The following is a 23,589-nucleotide window of genomic DNA, read 5'->3' on the forward strand; positions in this document are numbered from 1 at the left end:
CTAAAAATATAAGTTGATGAGCATCCAAACTGCCATCACGAGCATGATGGAGTTTTCAATAAATGTCGCTTTGGTCATAGGCAATTTCAACGCTGTTCCCAAACACGCACATTGAATGGTTTTTTTATCTAACAATGCTTTGGAAACACCAATTGTGGTAATTCCTAAAATGACAATCGTAGCGATTAATGCGATCGGAATTTCAAAGCGAAATAAAAACATAAGCCCGAGCGCAACTTCCAAAAAAGGATAGATCCACGCATACGCGGGAATTTGCTTTGCCAACGGATCGTACATTTGAAACGAAGTTGGAAATCCTTTATAATCCAACAACTTGAAGAAGCTAAATACAATGTAAAACAGTCCCATAAAATCGAGCATGAATGCTGCTGTAGACCAACTTTTTACGTGCATCAAAATGCTCGCTGTGGTGATGTAAAAGAAGATCAAAAACAACGGAAACAATTGTTGCAACTCACTCTTTTCTTGGGTTTTTGTCGTTTCAAACAAGTTTTGTGTCTCGGTTTGAACGGTATATTTTTCGGGCAATGCCGCTTGTATTGTTTTGGCATCGAGTGGTGAAGAAGCTTCAATTGCTGCTTCAGATGTTTCTAAATTCACGCTTGCCGCGATCACATTATCCAAATTATTCAAAATACTTTCTACTTTGCTCCGGCAACCGTTGCAGGTCATTCCGTGGATGATATAGGTCTGTTTCATGTGTTTTTACTTTGCAATTAAAAATTCAAGGATCGCACTGTTGGTGAGACTGGTATTGATGTCGTTCACTTTTTGCAATTCAAAATTCAATGCCAATTCGTCCAGCGACAACAACTGTTCAAAGTCCATCGTGCCTGTTTGATACGCTGCTAATATCACTTCTTTGGCTTGATTGGCTTGCGCGATGTTTTCGTTTTGTGTCTTTATACTTTCGGCAGCATTTTTCAATTTATTCTTGGCTTGTTCGTAGGCAATGAGCAATTGATTTTTAACGGTCGTTCTCGTTTGCACAATTGCTTCTTGTTGTAATTGTAATTGTTTTTGCTTCGCGATGTGTTTGTTATTAAAGATAGGAATTGAAACGGTTACCATCGGCATGATAATATCTTTTCCATTATCAGGAAGCGAAATGCCCGAACGTTCTGCCACCAGCACATAATCGAGTCCAAAACCAAAGGTAGGATTTCCTTCTTTCTTCGCGACTAATTCCGATTGTTGCAACGCAATTTCTTGTGCGTTCAATTGTTGCAACTTCGGATTGTTTTCAATCGTTTCTTTATTCGTAAACCAAGAAGCTTCTTGAATCTGTAGGGAATCTAACAGCAAAACTTCATTCGCAATTGGTCTGTTCAGCAACAGATTAAATTGTACTTTCTTACTTTGCATGTCTTCCGAAATCTCTTGAAACTGTTGTTGCAACGTATTTTTCTTCATTTTAATATGCAATACGTCTACCATGTCCGTACGATTGTTTTCGAGTTCATTCAACGCTAACTTTTCATAGGTATCCAAAATGGCAATATGCTGTTGGGTAATGCGGTGTTTTTGTTGCAAAGAATACAAATTATAGTATGCTACTTTTACATTCAGTCGCAACTGTCGCCTTAAAAATTCAATCTCACTTTCTTTGGCAACAGCCAGTAATTTTGCCTGTTCTTTCTTCGCGCCAAGCATTCCAAACCAAGGAATTTGCTGACTTGCCGAAAAACGCGCTCTTTGTGGTCCCACTCTGGTTTCTACGGCTTGCGCAAACACGCCAATGCCCAATTGTGTATTGGGTAAGCTTCCAACTTCGTTTACTTTTTCCAACGCACTTTCGTATTGCAATTGTTCTGCTAAAATTTCGGAGCTATTTTTTTCGGCTTCCGCCAGATAGGTTTCTAAGGTTTGTCCGTTGCTATATTGAACCCACCCTAAACAAACGAATATGTATATGATTTTATGCTTCATCTGTATGTTTTTTTAATTGAATTTCTTGATACCAACTATACAAAACTGGCACGACAAATAAGGTAATCAGTGCAATTAGCATTCCGCCAAAACTAGGAATCGCCATCGGAATCATAATATCACTTCCGCGTCCAGTAGACGTTAAAATTGGTAGCAATGCTAACAACGTTGTGGCTGTCGTCATTAAACACGGACGAATTCGTTTCTTTCCGGCTTCTACCACTGCATTTTGTACTGCTTCTTTCGTTTTTGGAAGTTTTTTGGTAAAATTTTGTTGCAGATAGGTTGCCATAATTACGCCGTCATCGGTGGCAATTCCAAACAGCGCAATAAATCCTACCCAAACGGCGACACTCAGGTTGATGGTTTCTATTTGAAACAAATCGCGCAGATTACTTCCGAAGAGTTCAATGTTGAGAAACCACGATTGTCCGTACAGCCAAATCATGATGAATCCGCCTGCAAACGCGACTGCAATTCCCACAAAGATAAATAACGATGTTGCGATCGATTTAAACTGAAAATACAGAATCAAAAAGATGATCAACAATACGATTGGAACAATAATCATCAATGTTTTTTCGGCGCGCACTTGCTGTTCATACGTTCCAGAAAACTCATAACTTACACCTTTCGGTACGAGTAAGCTTCCTTCGTTAATGCGTTCTTTTAGTAAAGCTTGCAACTGTTCTACCAAAGTCACTTCCGCAATGTCTGATTGCTTGTTGAATAATACATAACTCACCAAAAACGTATCTTCACTTTTGATCATTTGTGGTCCTTTTTCATATTGTATGGAAACAATATCTTTCAGTAAAATTTCGGAACCGTTTGGCAGCGGAATGTAGATGTTTTCCAAATCGCTCGGATTGGCGCGTAATTCTCGCGGATAGCGTACACGCACATTATACCGTTCGCGACCTTCAATGGTTTGTGTCACCACTTTTCCACCAATGGCAACTTCCAAAATATCTTGTACAGCTTTGATCGACAGTCCATACCGCGCAATTTCTTCCCGATGGATGTCTAAAATCAAATACGGTTTTCCAATCAAGCGTTCGGCAAAAACGGTTTCTTTTTTCACTTGGGGAACTTCTTGTAATAGTTGTTCCAATTCCAAGCCAAAGGCTTCAATCTGTTCTAAGGTTTGTCCCTTAATTTTAATGCCCATTGGCGAACGCATGCCTGTTTGTAGCATAATCAGGCGTGTTTCAATTGGTTGTAATTTCGGTGCTGAGGTAATGCTTGGCAATTTGGTATTTTGTACAATTTCATTCCAAATGTCATCGGGCGATTGTATGTGCGGTCGCCAATTGCGGTAGAATTCGCCGTTTTCGTCAGGGATTAAGTCTTTAGCAGAAATACGTTTCGAAGCGGTTCTCGATACAACGCTCGTTCCTCGCGCCACTCGAACTGACGTATTGTTTTTGTTGCTCGTTTCTATCGTTCCTCGAACTGACGTGTTGTTTTCGTTTGTCACATCGAGCGCAGTCGAGATGTCTTTGGTGTTCTCAACTGCATTCGAACTGACATTTTTATAATCTCTACGTATAAATTCACCATCTTCATTCACCTTAAAACGCTGCGGTTTGCCGTTTTCATCCAGCATATATTTAGGTTTGTAATGAATGATGTTTTCATACATCGACAACGGCGCAGGATCGAGCGCACTTTCCACACGACCCGCTTTTCCAACTACGGTTTCAATTTCAGGAATGTTGGCAACTGCCATGTCCAACTGCTGTAAAATTTGCTTATTTTGTTCAATTCCTGCATGTGGAAGCGAGGTTGGCATGAGTAAAAATGAACCTTCATTGAGCGCAGGCATGAATTCTTTTCCTGTGTTTTGCCAGATAGAAACTCCTGCAATGAGGATCAATAGTGGCAGACTTAAAAACAGAAGTTTATGCGATAATGCCCAGCGTAATAGTTTTTCGTAATATTTGATGAATACGGTAAACGTTCCAATTACCAAAGCACAAGTCAATGCGACAAAAATAAAATTGGTTCCTAATGCGTTTGTGTAGCCTAGCGGTCGCCAATAGATTGTTAACAAGATCAGTAAGGTGCAAATAGCAGTAATGATATGAATTCTTTTCTGTGTTTTTTCTGTGATGATCTTTTGAGTCGCTAGAATATTCGTCACTCCAAAAACAGCCAATGCCATCGCGAGATAAATTCCGTATACCATTGCATAGATACTTACGGCTATGACAAGCACATTTAGCAACAGTGTGAAACGTTTGCGTGTCGATTTCCATCCAAAAACCCATGCCGCCATTGCGGGTAAGACAAAGAGCGTGATGATGATTGCAGCGACAAGTGCCATCGTTTTGGTGTAGGCGAGTGGACTGAATAGTTTTCCTTCGGCACCAACCAGCATAAATACAGGAATAAAACTCACAATCGTGGTTAGGACTGCCGTCAGAATTGCGCCTGAAACTTCCGAAGTCGCTTTGTACACCAATGCATTGATTGGTGTGTTTTCAGTATCTTCTTCCAAATGGCGCGTGATGTTTTCTATCAATACAATGCCCATATCGACCATCGTACCAATGGCGATGGCAATTCCAGAAAGTGCGACAATGTTTGCGTCTACATTTCCGAGTTTCATCGCAATGAACACCACCAAAACCGCCACAGGCAGAATACTGGCAATGAGCAACGAAGCGCGCAAATTGAACACCATGATGACAATGATGAGCAACGTAATTAGGATTTCAAGCGATAAGGCTTCTTCTAGTGTGTGCAGCGTTTCTTGAATTAATTCGGTACGATCGTAAAACGGAACTATTGTCAATTGCGAAGTGCGTCCGTCTTTTAAAATTTTCGTCGGCAAGCCGCTACTAATCGTTTGTATTTTTTCTTTTACATTGTTGATGACTTGCATCGGATTCGCACCATAGCGAGCTACCACAACACCGCCGACAACTTCTGCGCCTTCTTTATCGAGGATGCCACGACGTTCCGCAGGACCGAGATAGACATTTGCCACATCTTTTACTAAAATTGGCGTAAAGCTTTTCGACGAAATAGGTGTATTTTCTATATCTTCAATAGATTTTATATACCCCAAACCACGCACTACATATTCTGCACGATTGATTTCCAAGGTTTTTGCGCCAATTTCTTTGTTGCTGTTTCGTACTGCATTGACAACTTGTGCTAATGTCAGCTCGTATTTTTTGAGTACATCGGGCAATACATCAATTTGATATTCTTGCACAAAACCGCCAATGGAAGCCACTTCCGACACATCGGCAGCACTGGAAAGCGCAGGTTTTACATAATAATCTTGAATGCTGCGGAGTTCTTGCAGATTCCAGCCGCCTGTAACGTTTCCGTTTTCATCTCTGCCTTCTAATGTATACCAGAAAATTTGCCCTAAACCTGTGGCATCTGGACCTAAAGTCGGTTGCACATTGTCAGGAAGCAAGGAACTTGGTAGCGCGTTGAGTTTTTCTAAGATGCGACTGCGACTCCAATAGAAATCCACTTCATCATTGAAGATGATATAGATGCTGGAAAACCCAAACATAGAGGAACTTCGCACGGTTTTTACACCAGGAATTCCCATCAAGGTACTTGTGAGTGGATAGGTAATTTGATCTTCAATATCTTTTGGAGAGCGTCCTTGCCATTTGGTGAATACGATTTGTTGGTTTTCGCCAATATCGGGAATGGCGTCTACGGCAACGGAATTTTTGGGGAAATCGCCTAAATTCCAATCGAATGGTGCTGTGCTTAGTCCGAAACCAATCATGGAAACGAGTAGGAGCAGTGCTACCAGCTTGTGTTGTATGATAAATTGAATGCTTTTGTTGAGCATAATTGTTGCTGTTTATACGTACTTTTATTAGAGTAGGAATTGTGTAGTGTAACAGCAGTTCAATTTTGGTTACTTTTTGTTTCTTATCATTTTGACTGCGTTTCATGTGAAAAGCAATTTTATAGAAGAAAGTAAAGTATAGAAAATTAAACAAGCGTTACATATAGTAACGTATGCATCAAATTAGGAAAGTTTCATCGAGGAGTTGTATGTCTCGTATCAATGGTGGCGGAACATACGGTTTGTACACTGCTTTTTCAGTGTCTGTACTTGGAAGTACATAAATGTAACTGTATACAAACGCTTTGATGAAGGTTTGTGTCGTAAAGTGAATGTCTTGTTGTGTTGGCAATTCGTCCTGTCCTTGAATCAATGTGGTAACATCATCACAGCAAGATACTTGTTTCATGGTAGTTTCTGATGAAGTTGTTGTTTCTAGTTCCATGCCGCAGTTTTCAGCTTCCATTCCAATAGAAAAACTGATAGGAACGCCACCACAAATATGTTCATTGATGGTGAACGAAAAGGTGGAACTTAGCACTAGAAGTGCTAAAAGAATGACGCTAGTATGTGTTAGAAACTTTTTCATCAATATGCAAATATACGTTTTTTTTAGACTTGCTTTGCTATTAGATTTTTGGTATCGCTTCGCTCTTGGTATGTTGGTACGTTTCTAAGTGAATCTTGGGTTTTGTTTGAAATAAATTAATACATTTTCAAATTGAGGAATCATCAAATTGACAAATTGAATAAGGCTCGGCTTCGCCCGTTAGATTCTTTCATACAATGTTTGAGTTTTCTTTGAAACTTCATTTTCAAATTGAGGAATCATCAAATTGACAAATTGAATAAGGCTCGGCTTCGCCCGTTAGATTCTTTCATACAATGTTTGAGTTTTCTTTGAAACTTCATTTTCAAATTGACGAATCATCAAATTGACAAATTGAATAAGGCTCGGCTTCGCTTTAGAATCTAGCTTTTTAGAATCAAATTGGTATTAGAACTTGCCAAAGCCAACACCTAAGTCTAAAACTCAAAAAAGCGAACCTTTTACAGTCCGCTCTTTTCCATCAGGTAACTAAATTTCTTAGCAGATTGGCAATGTCGTTGTATCTACTTCAATCGTTTTACAACGGTTCATAGAGTTGTACGGATCACATTTGACAAATACGGAACAATAGACTGATGGACAGGTGTAAATGGTTAGTGGACCTGTACCACATACTAAATAATTTGTGTTTGGTGCTGCCGCTCCACCTGCGTTTTTATTTAAACTAGAAATGGTTGCCTTTCTTACTTTTAAGTTTTTTAGATTCTTTTTTTTCATGATTGTGTAATTTATAATGATTTGTAATATATTCTTGAAATAGAGTTGCGTTAGCCAACAGGCATTTGATCATCGTTTTGGATTCTACAACCTGTAGCGGTGCATATTTGCTTAGAGTCACATTTTGCAAATTGTGAGCAACCCGTTACCGTCTCATCTGGATTTGGAAGTGGGCAAGGATCATTGGTTAGCAAATCTCCTCCTGTGACGGCTTGTGCGTTTAAGCTTGATATTGTCGCCTTAACGAGGCGTAAATTAGTTAGCTGCTGTTTTTTCATACGAATGCGTTTTATTTTTTTAATGAGTTCTTCGTACGCAACTTAACAGATAGGTCTTGTTTCCGTATCGAGTTCAATAGTTTTGCAGACATTGGCTGTACATGCTGCTACAGAATCACATTCCATTAATTGCGAGCATCCCGTTTCGGTTTGTTGCGGTAGTGGAAAAGGAATTGGACAAATAAATATGGAGATTCGTGCTCCACCGATGATATGTTTCTGATTCAAATGTGAAACCGTCGATTTTGTAAGACTTAGATTTTTTAGCTTCTTTTTTTTCATGATTTTTCGATTTTATGTTTTACCAAAGTTTTAATAATTTAACAACTCATATACGTACCACAAGGAAACGTTTTGTCTATCCAACAGCATATAGTACAGTCTGTTCTAATAGTTCCTTCAGTTCCTCCTTTAATTTCAGTGTATTTTAAGGAAGAAATTGCTTTCTTGTTGAGTTGTAGTTTTTGTAAGTTTCTTTTTTTCATGAGTATACATTTTAAATATTCAAGTTAAAAAGAAGCAATCAGACTTGGCTACGGTTTTACCGTAAAATATAGAATTACTGTTTGTGAATGAGGTGATTAGCCTTGGGAAAAGTATGCGTCGTGTAGTGCCGAAAGTAAGGCTGGGAAATTAACAGGTTTTGAGAAGTAGTGATCAAATCCTAAGTTGATAAAGTGTGTTTCATCGCCAGGCATCGCATAGGCTGTAATGGCAAATATAGGCGTGTTTTTGTGCGTAGGTAAGGCTTGAATTTTTTTGAGCAATTCGCAACCATCCATTTGATTTTTCCCCAGATTGATATCTAATAGAATGACATCGTGTGTATCTTTTTCAACAAGTTCCAAAGCTTTTATACCGTTTTCAGCAATGGTGACACGTGCGTTTTCCTTGGAGAGCATTTTATCCATCACCATCGCATTTACTTTATTATCTTCAACGTAGAGAATGTTCACGAGTGTAAAGGAAGTTTTATGATGAATTCGGAACCTTTAGCAACTTCACTACGTACTTCAATGCTGCCATCTAAGATTTCAATGTAGCGTTTGGAGAGACTCAGTCCGATGCCAGTACCTTCATACTTTCGCGTCATTCCGATGCTTTCTTGCATAAAAGGGTCAAATATTTTTTCTAGGTTATTCGCTTCAATGCCAATTCCTGTGTCTTTTACGGAAATAGTTGCTTCTTTCCGTGTTGCATCAGAAGTAATAGCAACTACAATTCCGCCCGCATGGGTATATTTGATGGCATTGTGAATGATGTTGTTAAAAGCAGTTCGAAAGAGTTGTTCGTCAATTTCTACTTTTGGAATGCTTTTATCGAGTATGAGTTTGTACTCAAATGCTTTTTGTTGTGCTAAATGATCGTATTCCCGATAGGAACTTTCAACAACATAATTTAGATCGTGTACAGTTAGCGTAAGATTGGATTTGATCGCTTCTATTTCACTAAAATTGGAAAGATTGTTCACCGTTTCCAACAAACGATCTTTACTTTCTTTGAGATATGCTAACAGTTTTGTGCGTTCTTCGGCATCTTCTTCCGTAAGGAGTAATTCACTAATTGCCATGATGCCATTGAGTGGCGTTCTGATTTCATGACTAAAGTTTGCCAGAATGTTCGTTTTTAAACTGTTGAGCTCTTGCGCTTTTACATGTGCTTCTTTTACGGCAATTTCTGCAATTTTACGTTCCGTAATGTCCAATGCAGTAATAAGTATGGAAGTCACCTCATCCTTGGTATCGGTAATCGGTGTGTATTTTATTTCCAACCATTGCGAATTGCCTTGGTGCATGACACGTTCTACTTCTTTTCGTGTGGTGGTACCTTTTAGGGCTTCGTTGAATGAATTGGTAAAGGTATGTTTAAAGTTGAGCGGAATTACGTTTTTAAAATACACTGTAGTTTCCAAAGGATGTACGCCAAAATCTCCTTGAATGATTCCCGCGGAAGCGGTATCTGTCAATAAAATTTTACTATCAGTATCTAGTAAAAAGATATACACAAAACCATTGTTAATCATGGCACGCATGCGACGCTGATTTTTCTCAACCATTTGTTCGTTGAGTTTCCGTTCATTGACATCAATGAGGTTTCCAATCAAACGTTTGGTGCTGCCGTCTTCGTTCTTTTTACAATAGCCATAGACTTCATAGTAGCGATATTTTCCATCTAAATGGCGCAAGCGATAGTGATTGAAGTAGTACGCCGTGTCCTTGTTTAAATTATCCAAATGGCGTTGCAACGCCTCGTCTACATCGTCGGGATGAATCATTTGACGAAAGGTTTCTTCAGGGACAAAATCATCTTTGATAGACAAGCCCAACATTTTTTTAAAAGCCAAACTGTAATAGACCGTATTACTTTTAATGTCATGATCAAACAATCCGGAGCGTATTCCTTTCAGGGCTAAATTTTTGGTTTCTTCACTATATTCAAGCTTTTGAATGTATTCTTGACGTTCAGTAACATCGGCAACCGTTCCGTTGACAAAAATGACTTCTTCATTGTGGAAAACAGGTTCGGCAGTGATGCGTAAATATGTGGTGGAAGTTTCCTTTTGTACCGTTTCAATATACTCGTACGGTTGTTTGGTTTCTAGGAGTTTGTATAAATAGGCTTTGGCGCGTTCTTGAATTTCTGCTTCGTAATTGTAAAACCCTTTTTGATCTCTTTCGTGATCTTTCGGATCAATTCCATGCATTTTGTAGCATTCTTTCGACCAAAATAGTTCTTTTGTAATCGGATTATAATACCAAGCTGCAATATTACCAAGTTCAGAAATCGCTTGCAAGGCTTGCTGTTCTTTGTCTTCTTGCGTGACATCAATTCCCATGGCGTAAATAGAATCGCCGTCTCGTGAAAAATCGAGCCGCAATGTTAGAATTCCTTTGGAGGTTTTGGTAGGGAACTTTAAGCGTTGATTTAACAAGATTTCACCATTGGTTACTTTTTGAAGAATGTGTTGCAGTTTGTCTTGAAATTTATCCAACACCAACTCTTGAAAATCTGTCCCAACACCTGTGTGTTCCGATTGAAAAGCCGCTGCGGCGCAATCGTTGAGTTGTTGTATAACACCTTTTGCATCTAAAACAATCAGATACAAACTGGACTTTTGGAGGATATGCGCGGGTAGCTGGTTGTGATGCATTTTTTAGGAATCCATTTCATTACTAAAAATAGGAAAAACATTTTGATTGTGGAGCGTGATTGGGGAAAATTTGTTTTTTGGAGGTTTGTTGAGTATACGCTTTTTAAAGTGTGTAGATGTCTAGTTTTCTGTTTATAAGAATTTACGTAGGGAAACTACGGTTTTCAGTTATGTTTTTTGCGCTTAAATTAGTATTATTGAAATTTAAGTAAGAAATCATATACAATTCATGAAAATTATCGCTGTTATTGCTACCCACAATCGCTGTCAATTATTAAAACGAGCTTTACAATCAGTAATGGAACAGCGATATACACCTAATGCTATTTTTGTAGTTTCAGATTCTGACCCGCAATATCATGAAGCAGAGGAAAAAATTTGCCAGGAGGTACCCTGTACTTTTTTAAAAAACAAACGTACCTCCAATTATGCAGGGGCATTGAATACAGCGCTAGAAGCCATTATAAAAGTATATGATCTTACAAATAATCTATATGTTGCTTTTTTAGACGATGACGATACTTGGCATACAGATTATTTACATACAATCATCCAAACAAAACAAAGAGTAGCTATTTATCTGACAAATATCATTCGAATAGCAAAAGATCATCAAAAAAAGATGCAACTACCTCTTCGTTTATCAGATCAAGATTTTTTGATGGGTAATCCAGGAATCGGAGGTTCTAACACCTTTGTACGTCTTAAAACACTGTTACAAGCAGGAGCTTTTGATGAAGCCATGAAAGCAACGGTAGATCGTGATCTTTTTGTTCGCTTATTTCAATTACAAGCTACGTATCAAATATTACAACAACATTTAGTCAATGTATATGTAGATGTTGATCGTCCAAGAATTACAACCAATGCTACACTAAAAAAGGAAAGTTACCAGTATTTCTTTTACAAATACAAGACTTTTATGGATGCGAAAGTAACATCATTATTTTATAAACGAGCACAACATCTATTTCATATTCCCAAAGAAGCTTTGGTACTAAAACAAAAGCCTTTAGCGACTGTAACTACCGCATATATTTCTTTTTCTGGAACAAAAGACTTTTTCTTTATAATTGGGTTTATTGCAGGAAATATTCATATTGCTAATAGAATTTTAAAGAGTATTAAGACACAAAAGATACCTGTAGATCGTATTTTAATTATTAACAATACGGATTGCCACGTATCACAATTTCAAGCGCTTGCCCCTACTATTGAATGTACTATTATACCAAAAAGTAGCTGGCAGCAAAACTTGCAAAATGATGTGTATGGTGCTTATTTTTCAAAATTTACAACGATTAATTCTATTGCTATTGGTAGGACTATTTTGCAATATCATTTGTATGATGAAACTATTCAAGTAAGCAATCCTGTGTATTGGATTATTGATGATGATGTTACCTTTTCGAATACATTTTGTGACTCAGTTGCTACAGGTTTTGATCTCTTTAACATTATTCAACAATACAAAGACAACACAGATGTATTGATTGGAAGTGTAAGTCGAGATGCACCACTACCATTATTCTCGTGCATTCGTGGACAATTGGTAGATGCATGGTACAGTGCATCTCAACTACTACAAGTTACAGCAGATTTTGGGGATATTCGGTCGCTGCCAGATGCTTATTACGACTTGTCAGATGCTTACACACATCATACGGAAACACCAATTTTTTACAAAGTAGATATTCAAAAAGATCTCCCAAAATGCTTTTCTGGAAAAGCCATTTCGCGCCCAGCTTTACAAAAAAAGCTACAAGGTGAACACAAACTAGCAACCAATCGTGGCCCAAATACTTTGGTTTTCAACAAGGAAGTATTACGCTCTTACCCAGTGGCAGGTATAGAAATCAATGATACATTTGCACGTCGTAGCGATTTGTCTTGGGCACTAATGAATCAAGTCTTTTCCAAGTATGACTTTGTAGTTCATACCATGGCATTAGATCAAAACAGGCCGTTACAAGCTTTTCAAATAGAAAAAGAATTGCAAAAATCTGCCTACGATATTATTGGATATGCTTTTAACAAGGCATTGCTGGCTACCGTAAAAACGATCAAGCAAGAAAACGAAGTACAACGTCCAATTCATATCATAGAATCCATAGCAAAAGATGCGTATGCTTCAGTATTCTATGAGGTTTTTGAGTCATACGTATTACATAGGAAGTCACGATTTCTAATGAATTATCATCGCATTCATGGTCTTTTAGAATTGCTTTCAAAAACACATGAAGATACTGTCGCAACTTATAAAGAACAATTTACAGAAAGTGCTTTGCAAAAAGAATTTGTAAGCTTATTAGATACCGCATTAGATGTTACGTATGTAAAAAGGTACCTAATGAATTTAGGAGATATATTATGGTCGTATGCAGGTGCTATTACCGAGCAAATGGCACAAAAAAAGTTCACTAAAGCATTTGTGAAACAACAATTGCAACTGACCAAAAACCTATACATGTTAGGCAAAGGTTCTGAGGGAAGAATATTTACAGACTATACTTATGTGTATAAGGCGTTCTTTGCGATTCGTGAAGACGAATGGTCATTATTACAGCAATTAGCAACTCATTTTCATAAAAGTGACTTTTTAGAATCCTTAGATTTTTACGAAGTACAGACTCAAAAGTACATTCGATATCCATTTCATGACTTTCAACTGATAGAAACGGTTTCTCAAGAAGAAATGATTGCTTTGTTAAGCTTTAGTTATCAGCATGGATTTGTATTTACAAACATAAAACCCACAAACTTCATTAGAACCAAATCAGGACAGTTAAAATTGATTGACTACGGAAAATCTTTTGAACGGTATACCGAAAAGCGATTTATAAATTCCGTAAAGCGTGCTTGTATATTAATCCAATTTCCAACGCTTGCAGAAGATAAATTTAAAGAATATATAAAAATGATCAATACAAATACACAGCTTACCGAAATTGCAGGTTGGGAGAACATGTGGAAAACAATTACATCATCAACTACAAGTATACATACCACAATTAAAAACACACAATGCTCATGATTGCAGAACTCAAAACATTTATAGGCATCCAAACCATTGCGCATAAGGATGAAGAAAACCGAAAAGGCATTCAATTTATCAAAGAACTACTAGAAGCTATCGGGTTTTCGGTTCGACTAGAAGGCGATAGTCCCACAAACCAGCCTGTATTGGTAGCACATTATATACACGCAAATACAGATAAAAAAGTGGTGTTATACGGGCATTATGATGTAGAAAAGATCAATACTTCTGAAAAATGGACTACGCCGCCATTTGAAGTCATTACCAAAGATGATCGTTACTATTGCAGAGGTATTGCAGACAACAAGGGGATTTTATTATGCAGAATATTGGCACTAAAAGCCATGAAAGAAGCGGGAGAGGAGTTGCCTAATATTTTATGGATCATTCAAGGAGAAGAAGAAGTTGCAGGGCCAACACCTTTTAAAGTGATTCCACAACTGCTAAAAGATTTCAACGCTACATTACATGTGGAAGAAACTGGTGTGTATAAAAAAGAAACGCCGTTACTGTTTCATTTGCCCAAAACAACGGCTATTCCAAATTTTGTACACAGTCTTAATGAAGCAATTTATGATGGAAAAGCACGTCTTGAAAACCGATCGTTGAATAAATTTACAACCTGTCCGTTTGTGACCAGCTTGCCTGAAACGGCTGTATATGTTGGTTTTGGTCCAAATGATGGACAATGTAGAATTCATCGTGATAATGAAAGCCTATCCATTTCTAAATTACAAACACATACCAGCGTATTTCAAAAATTTATGCGTTGGGTTTTGAGAACTGAGCTATAAACTTATGTGTGGAATTGTACTAACTATTAGCGCAAAAGATGCTGCGGAATGCAAACAAATATTAAACGCACAGCAACACCGCGGGCACGATCATCAAGGGATTGTTACCTTTGAAAATATGCATATAGGTTTCAACCGTTTGGCAATTGTAGATGCTACTGCTATGGGAAATCAACCTTTTGAAACCGCAGATTATATTACGGTGTTTAATGGTGAAATTTACAATCATGAGACACTTCGTGAAACCTATCAAATGACGACAAAAGGAACATCTGACATTGAAATCATTGCTCCTTTATTTGAGATACTCGGAGAAACTATCATAGATGTACTCGATGGTTTTTACTCGGGAATCATCATTCATAAGCCCACAAAAACCTGTTACGTTTTAAGAGATTACATTGGAAAGAAGCCTTTATTTTTTATAAAAACAACAGCTTTTAATTGTATTGCGAGTGAGTTAAAAGGTGTAGAAACTATAAAAAGTTTTGAACCCATCCCGAAAGGAATATCAGTAATAAAGGGGCATCAAATTATCGGTATTCGTTCGCATCAGCACAAACTCCTTTCCAAAGAAAAGCTGAAAAAAGTATTAGAAAAAGCAGTGTATAAACGAATTCCTCCACACAAGGTTCCTTTTGGGGTATTTATAAGTGGCGGATTGGACAGTGCTATCATTGCGGCTATTATTGCCAAACATTCAAATCTTGCTCGCTATTACTGTTTAGGAGATGAAAACAATGAAGATTACCGCCATGTACAACTACTTGCGAAAGCTTTGCAAATACAGGACAAAATTACATACATTCCATTACCAACTGTCAACACCATAGCAACCTTAATCCCAAAAATTGTATATCATACGGAAAGCTACAATCCGTCGATTATTAGTAATGGATTGGCTACCTATCTTTTAGCACAACAAGCTGCCAAGGATGGATTAAAAGTCGTACTATCGGGAGAAGGAGCCGATGAATTATTTTGTGGATACGCAATCACCAAAGATTCCAACGAATGGTTTGCGGCAAGAAATACGCTCATTCAAAATTTGCACTTTACCGAATTGCGACGGTTAGATTTAACCAGTATGGCAACGACTATAGAAGCACGTTGTCCCTTTTTAGATAGAGATGTATATGCAATAGCCATACAATTGGTCAAGGATGAATTAATTCACGAAACAAGCAAACTACAAGGAAAATACATTTTACGGCAACTATTTAAAAATAGCATCCCTGACCGAATAATCAACCGTAAAAAAATGTCTTGCGATGTCGGTTCAGGGATTCGCAAAGCGGTGGTAGAGTTTTCTACTGCACATGGACAAACCGAGAACGTACATTTACAAACGATTTGGAAAAGGTTTTTTCCTGCTTTGGAAGCAGCCCACCCATACTTTTCTAGCTATCCAATATTTGACCCGTTTATCGCCCACAGAAAAGCCATACATAAAGATACTGGCATTATTCAGCGCATAGAACAAATGTTACTTACCGATTATCAACAAACTGCTTTTCACAATCTTATAATGCAAACGAAACGTACGTCCGATACCCTATGGCTAGGAGGCACATGTTCCGACAAAACCTTGCATTTTAAAACAGTATTAGCGGCAGAAGGTATTCAAACACAATTACACATCGCCGAAATTAACGGAAAACTGAGTCATCGACTGTTATCCGTTCGGTTGCTGGGAAAACTGTATTTTATTGATGTGGGATCTGGGTGGCCTTGTATACAACTATTTCCTGCTTTTGCAGATAGTTCTTATGAAGCATTTGGCATACACTTTTGCGCCAAGCGTATCAAAGACAGACTCGTTGTGACTATAAAAACCAGTACTGTATTCAAACCATTAATGGAAATTCCGTTGCAACAACAATCACAAACAAGTATTAAAGAAGCCATTGCAAACCGATTCCACCCTTCAAAAGACTATCCTTTGTTGCATAGCTTGCGGCTATCTTTTGTTAAAGATCATCAGTTTTTCTTTCTAAAAGGAAACCGATTGCGTGTGTATGAAGCCAATAAAATCTTTACAGAACAACAGTTGACATCCAAAGATATTAGCGCACTTATCAATACCTATTTTCCACAACTTTTACCATATCATAACAATACTACTTTTAGCAAATGACACCAAAGAATCAAAAAGAAGAAAACTCACTCATCTCGTTCGGCAGCGGACTGAGCTTATTTTTTATAGGACTTGCCATTGTTGGGTTCTTAATTTTACTATTGCCCATACTCTCAAGTTGGTATAATTACAGCACGCTGGGAAGCATTGGTGATACGGTTGGTGGATTGCTAAATCCCATTGTGGGAATTGCGGCAGCGTTGCTTACTTTTTTAGCGTTTTATGTGCAATACATTGCAAATCAGAAAGTGCAACGACAATTGCGCATGCAACAATTTGAATCGCAGTTTTATGAAAAAGTACGTTTGCACAAAGAAAACATCAATGAGATCAGTGTGCATGGCTATGAATTAATGCGAGAAACAACAAAAACCTATGTGGATGAAGATGCAAAAACTGATGAGCGTTTCAAACAAATGACAACTTCAGAGTCGCAAGTGGCGCGTTTTACACGCGGACGGCAGTTATTTGAGCGTATGTTTATTGAGGTTACAGCTTGTTATGAACTCTTAGAATGGCTTGCCTGTAAAGACGACAATCATACTTGCGTGTATGATGAGTCTACATTGATGCAAGTAGCTTATAGGATTGTCTATTATGGAATAAACTCCTATAACAATGACGTTTTTGAAGGAATTGATGATGCAGCTTATATAGAGAAAGTGAAAAAAGATTTTAATAAAAAACGAAAAGATCACAAAGCTTCCAGCGGACAATTGAATGTATTTTATGGAAGATGGAAAGAAAAAGGAAATCCTGAAAGTAAACGAACTATTCGACTCTATGTAAAATACAAACCGTTTAGCGGACACGAATTTCACTTGGGACATTATTACAGACACCTATTTAGTACAGTCAAATATGTGGTACAACAAGAAGGCGATTTGCTACACAAGGTAGAAGTACAAGAGCATCTAAAAACCTTACGTTCGCAACTTTCGGCAGCAGAACAAATTATGTTGTATTATCATTTTAGAATGGACCATGCTGCCGAATGGGAAACGTATTTAAAAGACGATTACAATATGATTGAAAATATTCCAAAAGAACGCTTAAAGTATATTGAAACGCCAGAGGCGTATTTTAAACGTTCACTACTTCATCATTCCTAAAATAGAATACAATTGTAAAAACTTTTCCCATTCATTCTTTTGAATTTCTGAAAGCTGATTAGGCACTAGATTTGCTTTTACTTGAAAGTCTTTAAAACGTACAAAAACACTAGCACGAAATAGTTCTGTAGGGTTTGTAACGTCCGATTTCATATAGGCATTCTCATTTGCTGGTATAAAATCTATTTCATTCAATACTGTCTTTTGTTGTACTAAGTTTTCGGCGGTTGCTTCCGAAACAATGCAATTTCCATACGGCTCTTGAAGTACCGCAAATAGAAGCCCTACTTCCGACATAATATCTGGGCGATTGCTATTTGCTAAAAACCATAACAAGCGTTCCATAGAGTTCTTTGCAGCAAGCAACCCTGTATGTAAAACTTTCGTTTTTGGAAGTCTTAATACGGTTTGCAACGCATTTCGATAGTAGTGAGCGTCAGGATAATATTGATCAGAAGCTAGTTTTTTATCAGTACTTTCAAACAAAGTCATATCTGTCCAACTTAACGACCATGGAACTATATTAGCGGTAGCAGCAATAGCATCTCTAATATCAAGATCATCATAAAAGCGCATGTGTTTTTCGGACGCATGAAAAATAAAACCATCCATATACACAGCTACTTCTTTAAAAGCTAAAAGATCATTAATATCTGTACTCAAAACTCCGTTTCTTTCTACCTCAATACATTTTATCATAAAATCAGTTCGTGTATTGATAGCAATAGCATCTTTTTCTCCTAAATTTCGCTGTGGTTGAATGCTGTAAGTAACATATCCATTGAGAATTGGTAATTTCAATCGGTATTGTACAATGCCGTCTACTTTCACTTCCCAAAAAGTAAGATCTTTGTCTTCATATCGCTCTGCGTACTGCGCCAAAGCATACGGAAACTTTTTTTCCAGCTCACTTTCTTCAATCGTTCCGGTTTTGGTTAAGGATGAAATCCCATTATGAATGGGTTCCCAACTATCTTCTGCATGCGACACAATCTTTTCAAAGAGTTTTTCGGCTTCTTTTCTGCTTAAATCTTCTCTAATATATTGATTGGAATATGTAAGTATGCAACGATAACAACCATCTTTGTCTTTGGTTTTGCACGAACAGTCTTTAATCGTTATGTATGCATCTTTTAATAATTGCGTAAATACTGTTGTGTCAAAAAGCTTTTGTAAATAACCTGTGCCACCAGGAATGGTATCATACGCCACTAAATAACGATCAAAGCGTTGGGTAGCAATATTAAATTCAGAATAAAACTCAAAGGCAATATGATCAGGGTTTCCTCTGTAATATTTTTGTAAACCTAATTGCAGTCCCGCTTTAAACATTTGCTGTGTGGCTTCGTTTAAAAATTCTTGTACAGGCAATAATATTTTAATGGCTTCCGTTTGCACGCTCTTGTATAAAAATACCTCTTCAAAAACATCAGGTACTTTATTGGTATAGTCAATAGCTTTATGTTTACAATACCCATAATGGAATTTCAATTTTGGATCACTTGAAACAATGCTAGGTTTGGAAGTAGACTTACCACAATACTTACAAGTTACGAAGCCATGACTGGCAATGTTTTCCAACTTGTTAATGGTAAGGTGATTGGCGCTCATGCTTCCTGAACCTAGATTTACTTTGGTAAGTTCCACATTTTTAACATATTCTATTCCAAAAGGAATGTTGACCATGCCCCACGTACCTTGAACCGAATTGTGATCAAAGTTAAAATGTGTAGAAACCGTATAATGTTCTTGTTGGCGTTCGTCTTTAGAATCATTCAAAGCAGCTTTCTTTCGAGTATTTACAGACTTTACTGTATGTATTCTTGCAAACTTATGTTTGTTAGAAGCGGCACTCCACGATTCATGCTGGCATTTAGGGCAAGAACCTTTCGATGCCTTTAATTCTGGTGCTAAATGATCGCAGTGCGAACAGAAGCGCATGGTTACTAAGCTTGACTTTTCACTACTCCAATCAAACGTATTAATACCGCTAATTTCCAAACGATTTCCTTGACTGTAAAAATAATTGTCTGGTGCAAATTCTTTTAATGCCGCTGAGGCAGAGCGAACGATTTCAAATGATGTTACTTCGGGTTCTCGTTCTCCACCTTCGGGTTTAAAACCATGTACATGTGCATGCAAGGTAACTCCAGTTTCTGGGAACGCGTAGTTTGGTAAGATGCCAACATTAGTCAAATGCTCAACAACCTGACGCATTTCTATAGATTTTTGTAGTTGCCACAATGAGCGTTTTTCACGTTCCAATGCTTGATATTCTTCATCATTGGTACCCAATCCTTTATCGAGGACATATACTTCTATATCTTTTATTTTGGTACTGATAAAAAAGAATTCGTTTCGCAAGGTTTCAAACACGCGTATAAGTCTGTCTTGAAATTCTCCACGTGGAAGCGAAGTTGCAATCGCCTCCAAAATATCAGCATCCACTTTTTCATGATAGTGTTGGGTAAACGCTTCCAATAAAGCAACCTGCCTATCCAATACGAAATCCATAAGTTGATTCACAAAAAAGCTACTGCTCGTAAGAATGCCCGATTCCTTGAGATTGAGTTGTTTGATAGTTCCTGGAATTTGATGACGTTCCGCATCTTGTTTTGTCCAACTGTCCAAGCAATACGCTGTAAAGTGACGTACCAATATATCTTTGGCATTTAAAAAACATCCTGGTGTATTGATGTCACCTTCCATCATATCTTTGGGAGCTTCAAAATAAAATAGATCGTGTGCTTTATTCTGTGAAAAATTGGTAATCAAGGCGCTACCAGAAGCACGCCCAGCACGTCCAATACGTTGCAAAAAGTTGGAAGTCAATGGCGGCACACTTGTATTGATTGCTGCATTGAGCGATCCTACATCAATACCCATTTCTAGGGTAGATGTGGCTACTAAGGTATTTAAAGAGTTGTAATTTGGGCGTTCTTTAAAGTCGTTCTCTGTTTCCTCTCGTACGGAACGTTCTAAAACTCCCGTGTGCTCTGCGGCGAATATTCTTGGAGATTTTTCTCGGTTGTATATTAAGTTGTAATAGTTAAACTGTTGTGTGGTTTCCGCAGCATACGTTCCTGTACATCTATAACTTAGGCAAAGCGTTCCTGCAACTACCGTATCAGAAGCTGCAACATTCAATGTGGAAGTACAGGTAGTACAGCGATAGTTGGTTACGGCATTACTCACCATAATTTTATCAGGAGCAATGGCATAGTTACTTCCATCTTTGGCAATTTTTTCATCTAATAGCTTTATATCGGTCAGCGCTATACATAATTGTTCGTAAAATTCATTGATCAATGCAGGATTGTCTGGAACGTGTTGGAACGACTTCTTAAAATAGGCATGAAACCAATTTAGTTTTTTAGCGTGTGTACTATCAATCACACCACGTGTATCGGGATAATGTACCATAAGTTTTGGAAACCTTGCTCTTTCATGATAGCGTCTACTTAAATAATGTTTACCATCGCGCATCCAATTTAAATCCCAAACACTTAGGTTTCGTGTTCTGAATTTTTCTAAAGAATCATGTGCTACAGCTCCGCGAATACGAATTCGATGCAAACAACCATTCACAAAACGAACAAAACTATCTTGTTCAATAGTGCCTAACAAATTCTCAGAAAGCCATGGATACAACGTGTCGTACACCGTGTCCATTTGTGTTACATCAAAAGTGGTGGCAGCTGAACTTGTTTTTTCAAGTGTTCTACCAATTGCGGCATTGTAACCAAACTCTGAAATGATTTCCCAAAACACCCGCGTGTCAAACTCCTTTTCAAAAGTTTTCGAAAACTTTTTGGTATGAGTGTTTCTGTAGGCTTCCACACTGGCTTCCCCAATTCGATCTGCAGGAAAAAAGCGATAATAATAAGCTTCTAGATGATTCTGTTCGGTAGGATCGGCATGTGTTTTCCAATAATTGATAAAATGCTCTTTCAAAGTCACTAAATCTACAGGCGCATTGATTAGATTGATGACTTTTTGCAAGGAAGTTCTAAAGGTAAAGCGGTAATTACGCGATTCTACAAAACCTGCCTGATGCGCCGCATCTTGCACGCCGTTGGTAAACGCTAATACTTTTCGGTATTTCTCTCCGCGTTCATCCAAGTTAGAAGACAGTATTTGACTTGTCGTAATGGAATTAAGTGTAGCAATACGCGTTCCTATGATGCTCATATCGTTGGTAGCATTGCATTCTGGACAGGCATGCACACTTTTATTGTCTTTTACTTTTCTATAGGCAATGAGCTTTATTCTACGATCGGCAGCAGCATTGTGTAGTTTTAAGTCTACCTCGTGTACATGTGGTTCAAGCGTTGTATTGGGTTTGTATTCATCAACTCTATAATGTGATTCTACGGCTGTATTGACAAAATAAATATTTTTATGATTGCTAAAATAGTGTTCGTATACTTCTAACGGATTTCGTTCAAACTGATTCCTGTTGTCATATTTGTTGGCAAGCCATCCACTGGCACCACAATCTCTACAAAAGTACGGTGGCAACGCGGCAGGTTCGTATGGTCCTACAATTTTATCGCGCCATGTAAAGGTTGGCGTTTCCGAAAATACACGGAGCAATCCGCTGAGTTCGCGAATCCAAAGTTGTATTTGTAAAAATAAAAAGGGAAATCGTTCTTTTTTATCTCCTTTTGCTTCGGCAATTAACGCCAGAATAGAAGTAACAATTTCTTCTTTAGGATGGTAATCCAACTCAGTATTGTAACTGTCAATGGCGTTAAAGTTGGGATTGAGGTCGTTTAGTTTGTCTATCAATACTTTTACCGAAGTAATACCTTCACTAGCGAGTGAAGTAATATCTTTTACAATTTTAAGTTTCTTTAGTTCTTGCCCTAGTTCATAAGGTGAAGTTGTTTCACGAATTTGCCAAAGTTTCTTTTGTCGTAATATATAATCGTGATATTCTTCGTTGACACCTAATCTGCTTTGTTGAATACCGCTTAGTCTTGGTAAAAAAGGATCGAGTGTTGTTTGCACCGTATTGAAAAACGTAGCTGCGGGCAAGCGATGTTCAACAATTACTGCTTCTGGCGGAAAGGTTTCTCCAAATACATCCGAGGCATAGTCCGTAAGCAAACTCAACGCTTCTGCACCTTTTCCAATAGTTGCGGAGGTTCCTACTGGGCAAAGATGATGTTTAGGAATGGCAAGTTTAAGTTTTAAGCGTCGTATCAAATTGGCAACATCCGTTCCTTGTGCGCCGTCATAGGTATGTAATTCGTCGAGTATTAAGAAGCGAAGCAATGTAGGATTGTCAAAATTATGCGTCCATAGTTTGTTGTAATTGTGGCGCATCAATCCGTAATCGAGCATTTTAAAATTGGTCAATAAAATATCGGGCGGATTGCTTACAATGGCGTCACGGTTTTCAATCACGTGTGTTTCGCCCATCGTATCTGGAAATTTCGCTTTTCCTTTCCCTTCTCCAATAAACAAGCCTGCGGTTACCGAATTTTTCAATAACGGATCTTTGTAAATTGCTTCCGCCAAACGTTTGGCTTGGTCTGTTGCCAACGCGTTCATAGGATATAAGATGATGACTTTAATGCCGCGTTCTTGTTTATGTTTGTAACAATAGTCAAGAATAGGGTAGAGGAACGATTCTGTTTTTCCCGAACCTGTCCCTGTGGTTAATAAGGTGGGTTGTGGTACATGTCCATTTTGCGTATGCAATCGTTTAAAAGCTTCAAACTGATGTTTGTACGGTGGAAAATTGGGTTGTATTTCTAGTGGAATCGTTTCATCACCTGTATGCGTTACAAACGGAAGTTTAAGCGATACGTACGGACCTTTAAAAATACCATCGGTTGGATGCTCAATAAAATCATAAAAAGCATCCGAAACTTCTTTTTCCTTAAAGCTAAACGTAGCCTTTAGGTATTCTATGATCGATTGTTGTACTTCGTACGCCTGTTGTAATGGAAGCATGTGGTATGTG

At 37.9% G+C, this 23,589-nt stretch carries 15 protein-coding genes; 4 read left to right on the top strand and 11 right to left on the bottom strand.

The features are described 5' to 3' along the window. From KORDIASMS9_RS14745 to KORDIASMS9_RS14775, 10 genes are all read right to left on the bottom strand, one after another. Nucleotides 1-720, bottom strand: coding sequence for a heavy-metal-associated domain-containing protein (locus KORDIASMS9_RS14745; protein WP_114903579.1), 720 nt, complete (start codon nt 718-720; stop codon nt 1-3). Between the two features lie 6 nt (nt 721-726). Then, entirely contained in the window at nt 727-1,950 is a 1,224-nt protein-coding gene (locus tag KORDIASMS9_RS14750; protein WP_114903580.1) for a TolC family protein, read from the bottom strand. Beyond that, nucleotides 1,940-5,779: an efflux RND transporter permease subunit gene (locus tag KORDIASMS9_RS14755; protein ID WP_114903581.1), complete on the bottom strand. Its 3,840-nt coding sequence runs from the start codon at nt 5,777-5,779 to the stop codon at nt 1,940-1,942. The genes KORDIASMS9_RS14750 and KORDIASMS9_RS14755 overlap by 11 nt, the downstream gene beginning before the upstream one ends. A 178-nt stretch (nt 5,780-5,957) precedes the next feature. Then, nucleotides 5,958-6,368, bottom strand: a complete 411-nt coding sequence (locus KORDIASMS9_RS14760) for a hypothetical protein (RefSeq protein ID WP_114903582.1) — start codon at nt 6,366-6,368, stop codon at nt 5,958-5,960. A 498-nt stretch (nt 6,369-6,866) separates the two neighbouring features. After that, nucleotides 6,867-7,106: a hypothetical protein gene (locus tag KORDIASMS9_RS14765; RefSeq protein ID WP_114903583.1), complete on the bottom strand. Its 240-nt coding sequence runs from the start codon at nt 7,104-7,106 to the stop codon at nt 6,867-6,869. A gap of 50 nt (nt 7,107-7,156) precedes the next feature. After that, nucleotides 7,157-7,384: a hypothetical protein gene (locus KORDIASMS9_RS23350; protein WP_162819977.1), complete on the bottom strand. Its 228-nt coding sequence runs from the start codon at nt 7,382-7,384 to the stop codon at nt 7,157-7,159. Nucleotides 7,385-7,426: 42 nt separating this feature from the next. Next, the gene (locus KORDIASMS9_RS23355) at nt 7,427-7,666 is read right to left on the bottom strand and encodes a hypothetical protein (protein WP_162819978.1); all 240 of its coding nucleotides are present in this window, start codon (nt 7,664-7,666) and stop codon (nt 7,427-7,429) included. 38 nt (nt 7,667-7,704) lie between these two features. Continuing rightward, complete coding sequence (locus tag KORDIASMS9_RS23360; protein WP_162819979.1) at nt 7,705-7,869, bottom strand: hypothetical protein; 165 nt, start codon at nt 7,867-7,869, stop codon at nt 7,705-7,707. Nucleotides 7,870-7,965: 96 nt separating this feature from the next. Continuing rightward, the gene (locus KORDIASMS9_RS14770; protein WP_114903584.1) at nt 7,966-8,340 is read right to left on the bottom strand and encodes a response regulator; all 375 of its coding nucleotides are present in this window, start codon (nt 8,338-8,340) and stop codon (nt 7,966-7,968) included. Beyond that, nucleotides 8,337-10,490: an ATP-binding protein gene (locus KORDIASMS9_RS14775; RefSeq protein ID WP_162819980.1), complete on the bottom strand. Its 2,154-nt coding sequence runs from the start codon at nt 10,488-10,490 to the stop codon at nt 8,337-8,339. Before KORDIASMS9_RS14775 ends, KORDIASMS9_RS14770 begins: the two co-directional genes overlap by 4 nt. A gap of 274 nt (nt 10,491-10,764) precedes the next feature. On the opposite strand from KORDIASMS9_RS14775, the gene KORDIASMS9_RS14780 reads away from it, so the two are divergent. From KORDIASMS9_RS14780 to KORDIASMS9_RS14795, 4 genes are read left to right on the top strand one after another with little or no spacing between them, the layout of a single operon-like run. Then, nucleotides 10,765-13,569, top strand: a complete 2,805-nt coding sequence (locus KORDIASMS9_RS14780) for a glycosyltransferase family 2 protein (protein ID WP_114903586.1) — start codon at nt 10,765-10,767, stop codon at nt 13,567-13,569. Next, nucleotides 13,566-14,366: a M20 family metallopeptidase gene (locus KORDIASMS9_RS14785; RefSeq protein WP_162819981.1), complete on the top strand. Its 801-nt coding sequence runs from the start codon at nt 13,566-13,568 to the stop codon at nt 14,364-14,366. The genes KORDIASMS9_RS14780 and KORDIASMS9_RS14785 overlap by 4 nt, the downstream gene beginning before the upstream one ends. Nucleotides 14,367-14,370: 4 nt before the next feature. Further along, nucleotides 14,371-16,503 carry an asparagine synthase-related protein gene (locus KORDIASMS9_RS14790; RefSeq protein WP_114903588.1) on the top strand — a complete coding sequence of 711 codons (2,133 nt, stop codon included), beginning with the start codon at nt 14,371-14,373 and terminating at the stop codon, nt 16,501-16,503. Next, on the top strand, nt 16,500-17,615 hold the full coding sequence (locus KORDIASMS9_RS14795) for a putative phage abortive infection protein (RefSeq protein ID WP_114903589.1): 1,116 nt from the start codon (nt 16,500-16,502) through the stop codon (nt 17,613-17,615). The genes KORDIASMS9_RS14790 and KORDIASMS9_RS14795 overlap by 4 nt, the downstream gene beginning before the upstream one ends. On the opposite strand, the gene KORDIASMS9_RS14800 is transcribed toward KORDIASMS9_RS14795, so the two are convergent. Then, a complete protein-coding gene (locus KORDIASMS9_RS14800) occupies nt 17,598-23,579 on the bottom strand; it encodes a DEAD/DEAH box helicase (RefSeq protein ID WP_114903590.1) in 5,982 nt (1,993 codons plus the stop codon). The two genes, KORDIASMS9_RS14795 and KORDIASMS9_RS14800, sit on opposite strands and share 18 nt — an antisense overlap. Between the last annotated feature and the right edge of the window lie 10 nt (nt 23,580-23,589).

This window comes from Kordia sp. SMS9, assembly GCF_003352465.1.
Taxonomy (GTDB): Bacteria; Bacteroidota; Bacteroidia; order Flavobacteriales; family Flavobacteriaceae; genus Kordia.

Bases quoted from the DNA above. Each gene is read 5' to 3' on its own strand.
- KORDIASMS9_RS14760 (WP_114903582.1), bottom strand. From the start codon at position 6,368: ATGAAAAAGTTTCTAACACATACTAGCGTCATTCTTTTAGCACTTCTA.
- KORDIASMS9_RS14765 (WP_114903583.1), bottom strand. From the start codon at position 7,106: ATGAAAAAAAAGAATCTAAAAAACTTAAAAGTAAGAAAGGCAACCATT.
- KORDIASMS9_RS14755 (WP_114903581.1), bottom strand. From the start codon at position 5,779: ATGCTCAACAAAAGCATTCAATTTATCATACAACACAAGCTGGTAGCA.
- KORDIASMS9_RS14795 (WP_114903589.1), top strand. From the start codon at position 16,500: ATGACACCAAAGAATCAAAAAGAAGAAAACTCACTCATCTCGTTCGGC.
- KORDIASMS9_RS23360 (WP_162819979.1), bottom strand. From the start codon at position 7,869: ATGAAAAAAAGAAACTTACAAAAACTACAACTCAACAAGAAAGCAATT.
- KORDIASMS9_RS23355 (WP_162819978.1), bottom strand. From the start codon at position 7,666: ATGAAAAAAAAGAAGCTAAAAAATCTAAGTCTTACAAAATCGACGGTT.
- KORDIASMS9_RS14750 (WP_114903580.1), bottom strand. From the start codon at position 1,950: ATGAAGCATAAAATCATATACATATTCGTTTGTTTAGGGTGGGTTCAA.
- KORDIASMS9_RS14745 (WP_114903579.1), bottom strand. From the start codon at position 720: ATGAAACAGACCTATATCATCCACGGAATGACCTGCAACGGTTGCCGG.
- KORDIASMS9_RS14780 (WP_114903586.1), top strand. From the start codon at position 10,765: ATGAAAATTATCGCTGTTATTGCTACCCACAATCGCTGTCAATTATTA.
- KORDIASMS9_RS14800 (WP_114903590.1), bottom strand. From the start codon at position 23,579: ATGCTTCCATTACAACAGGCGTACGAAGTACAACAATCGATCATAGAA.
- KORDIASMS9_RS23350 (WP_162819977.1), bottom strand. From the start codon at position 7,384: ATGAAAAAACAGCAGCTAACTAATTTACGCCTCGTTAAGGCGACAATA.
- KORDIASMS9_RS14790 (WP_114903588.1), top strand. From the start codon at position 14,371: ATGTGTGGAATTGTACTAACTATTAGCGCAAAAGATGCTGCGGAATGC.
- KORDIASMS9_RS14785 (WP_162819981.1), top strand. From the start codon at position 13,566: ATGATTGCAGAACTCAAAACATTTATAGGCATCCAAACCATTGCGCAT.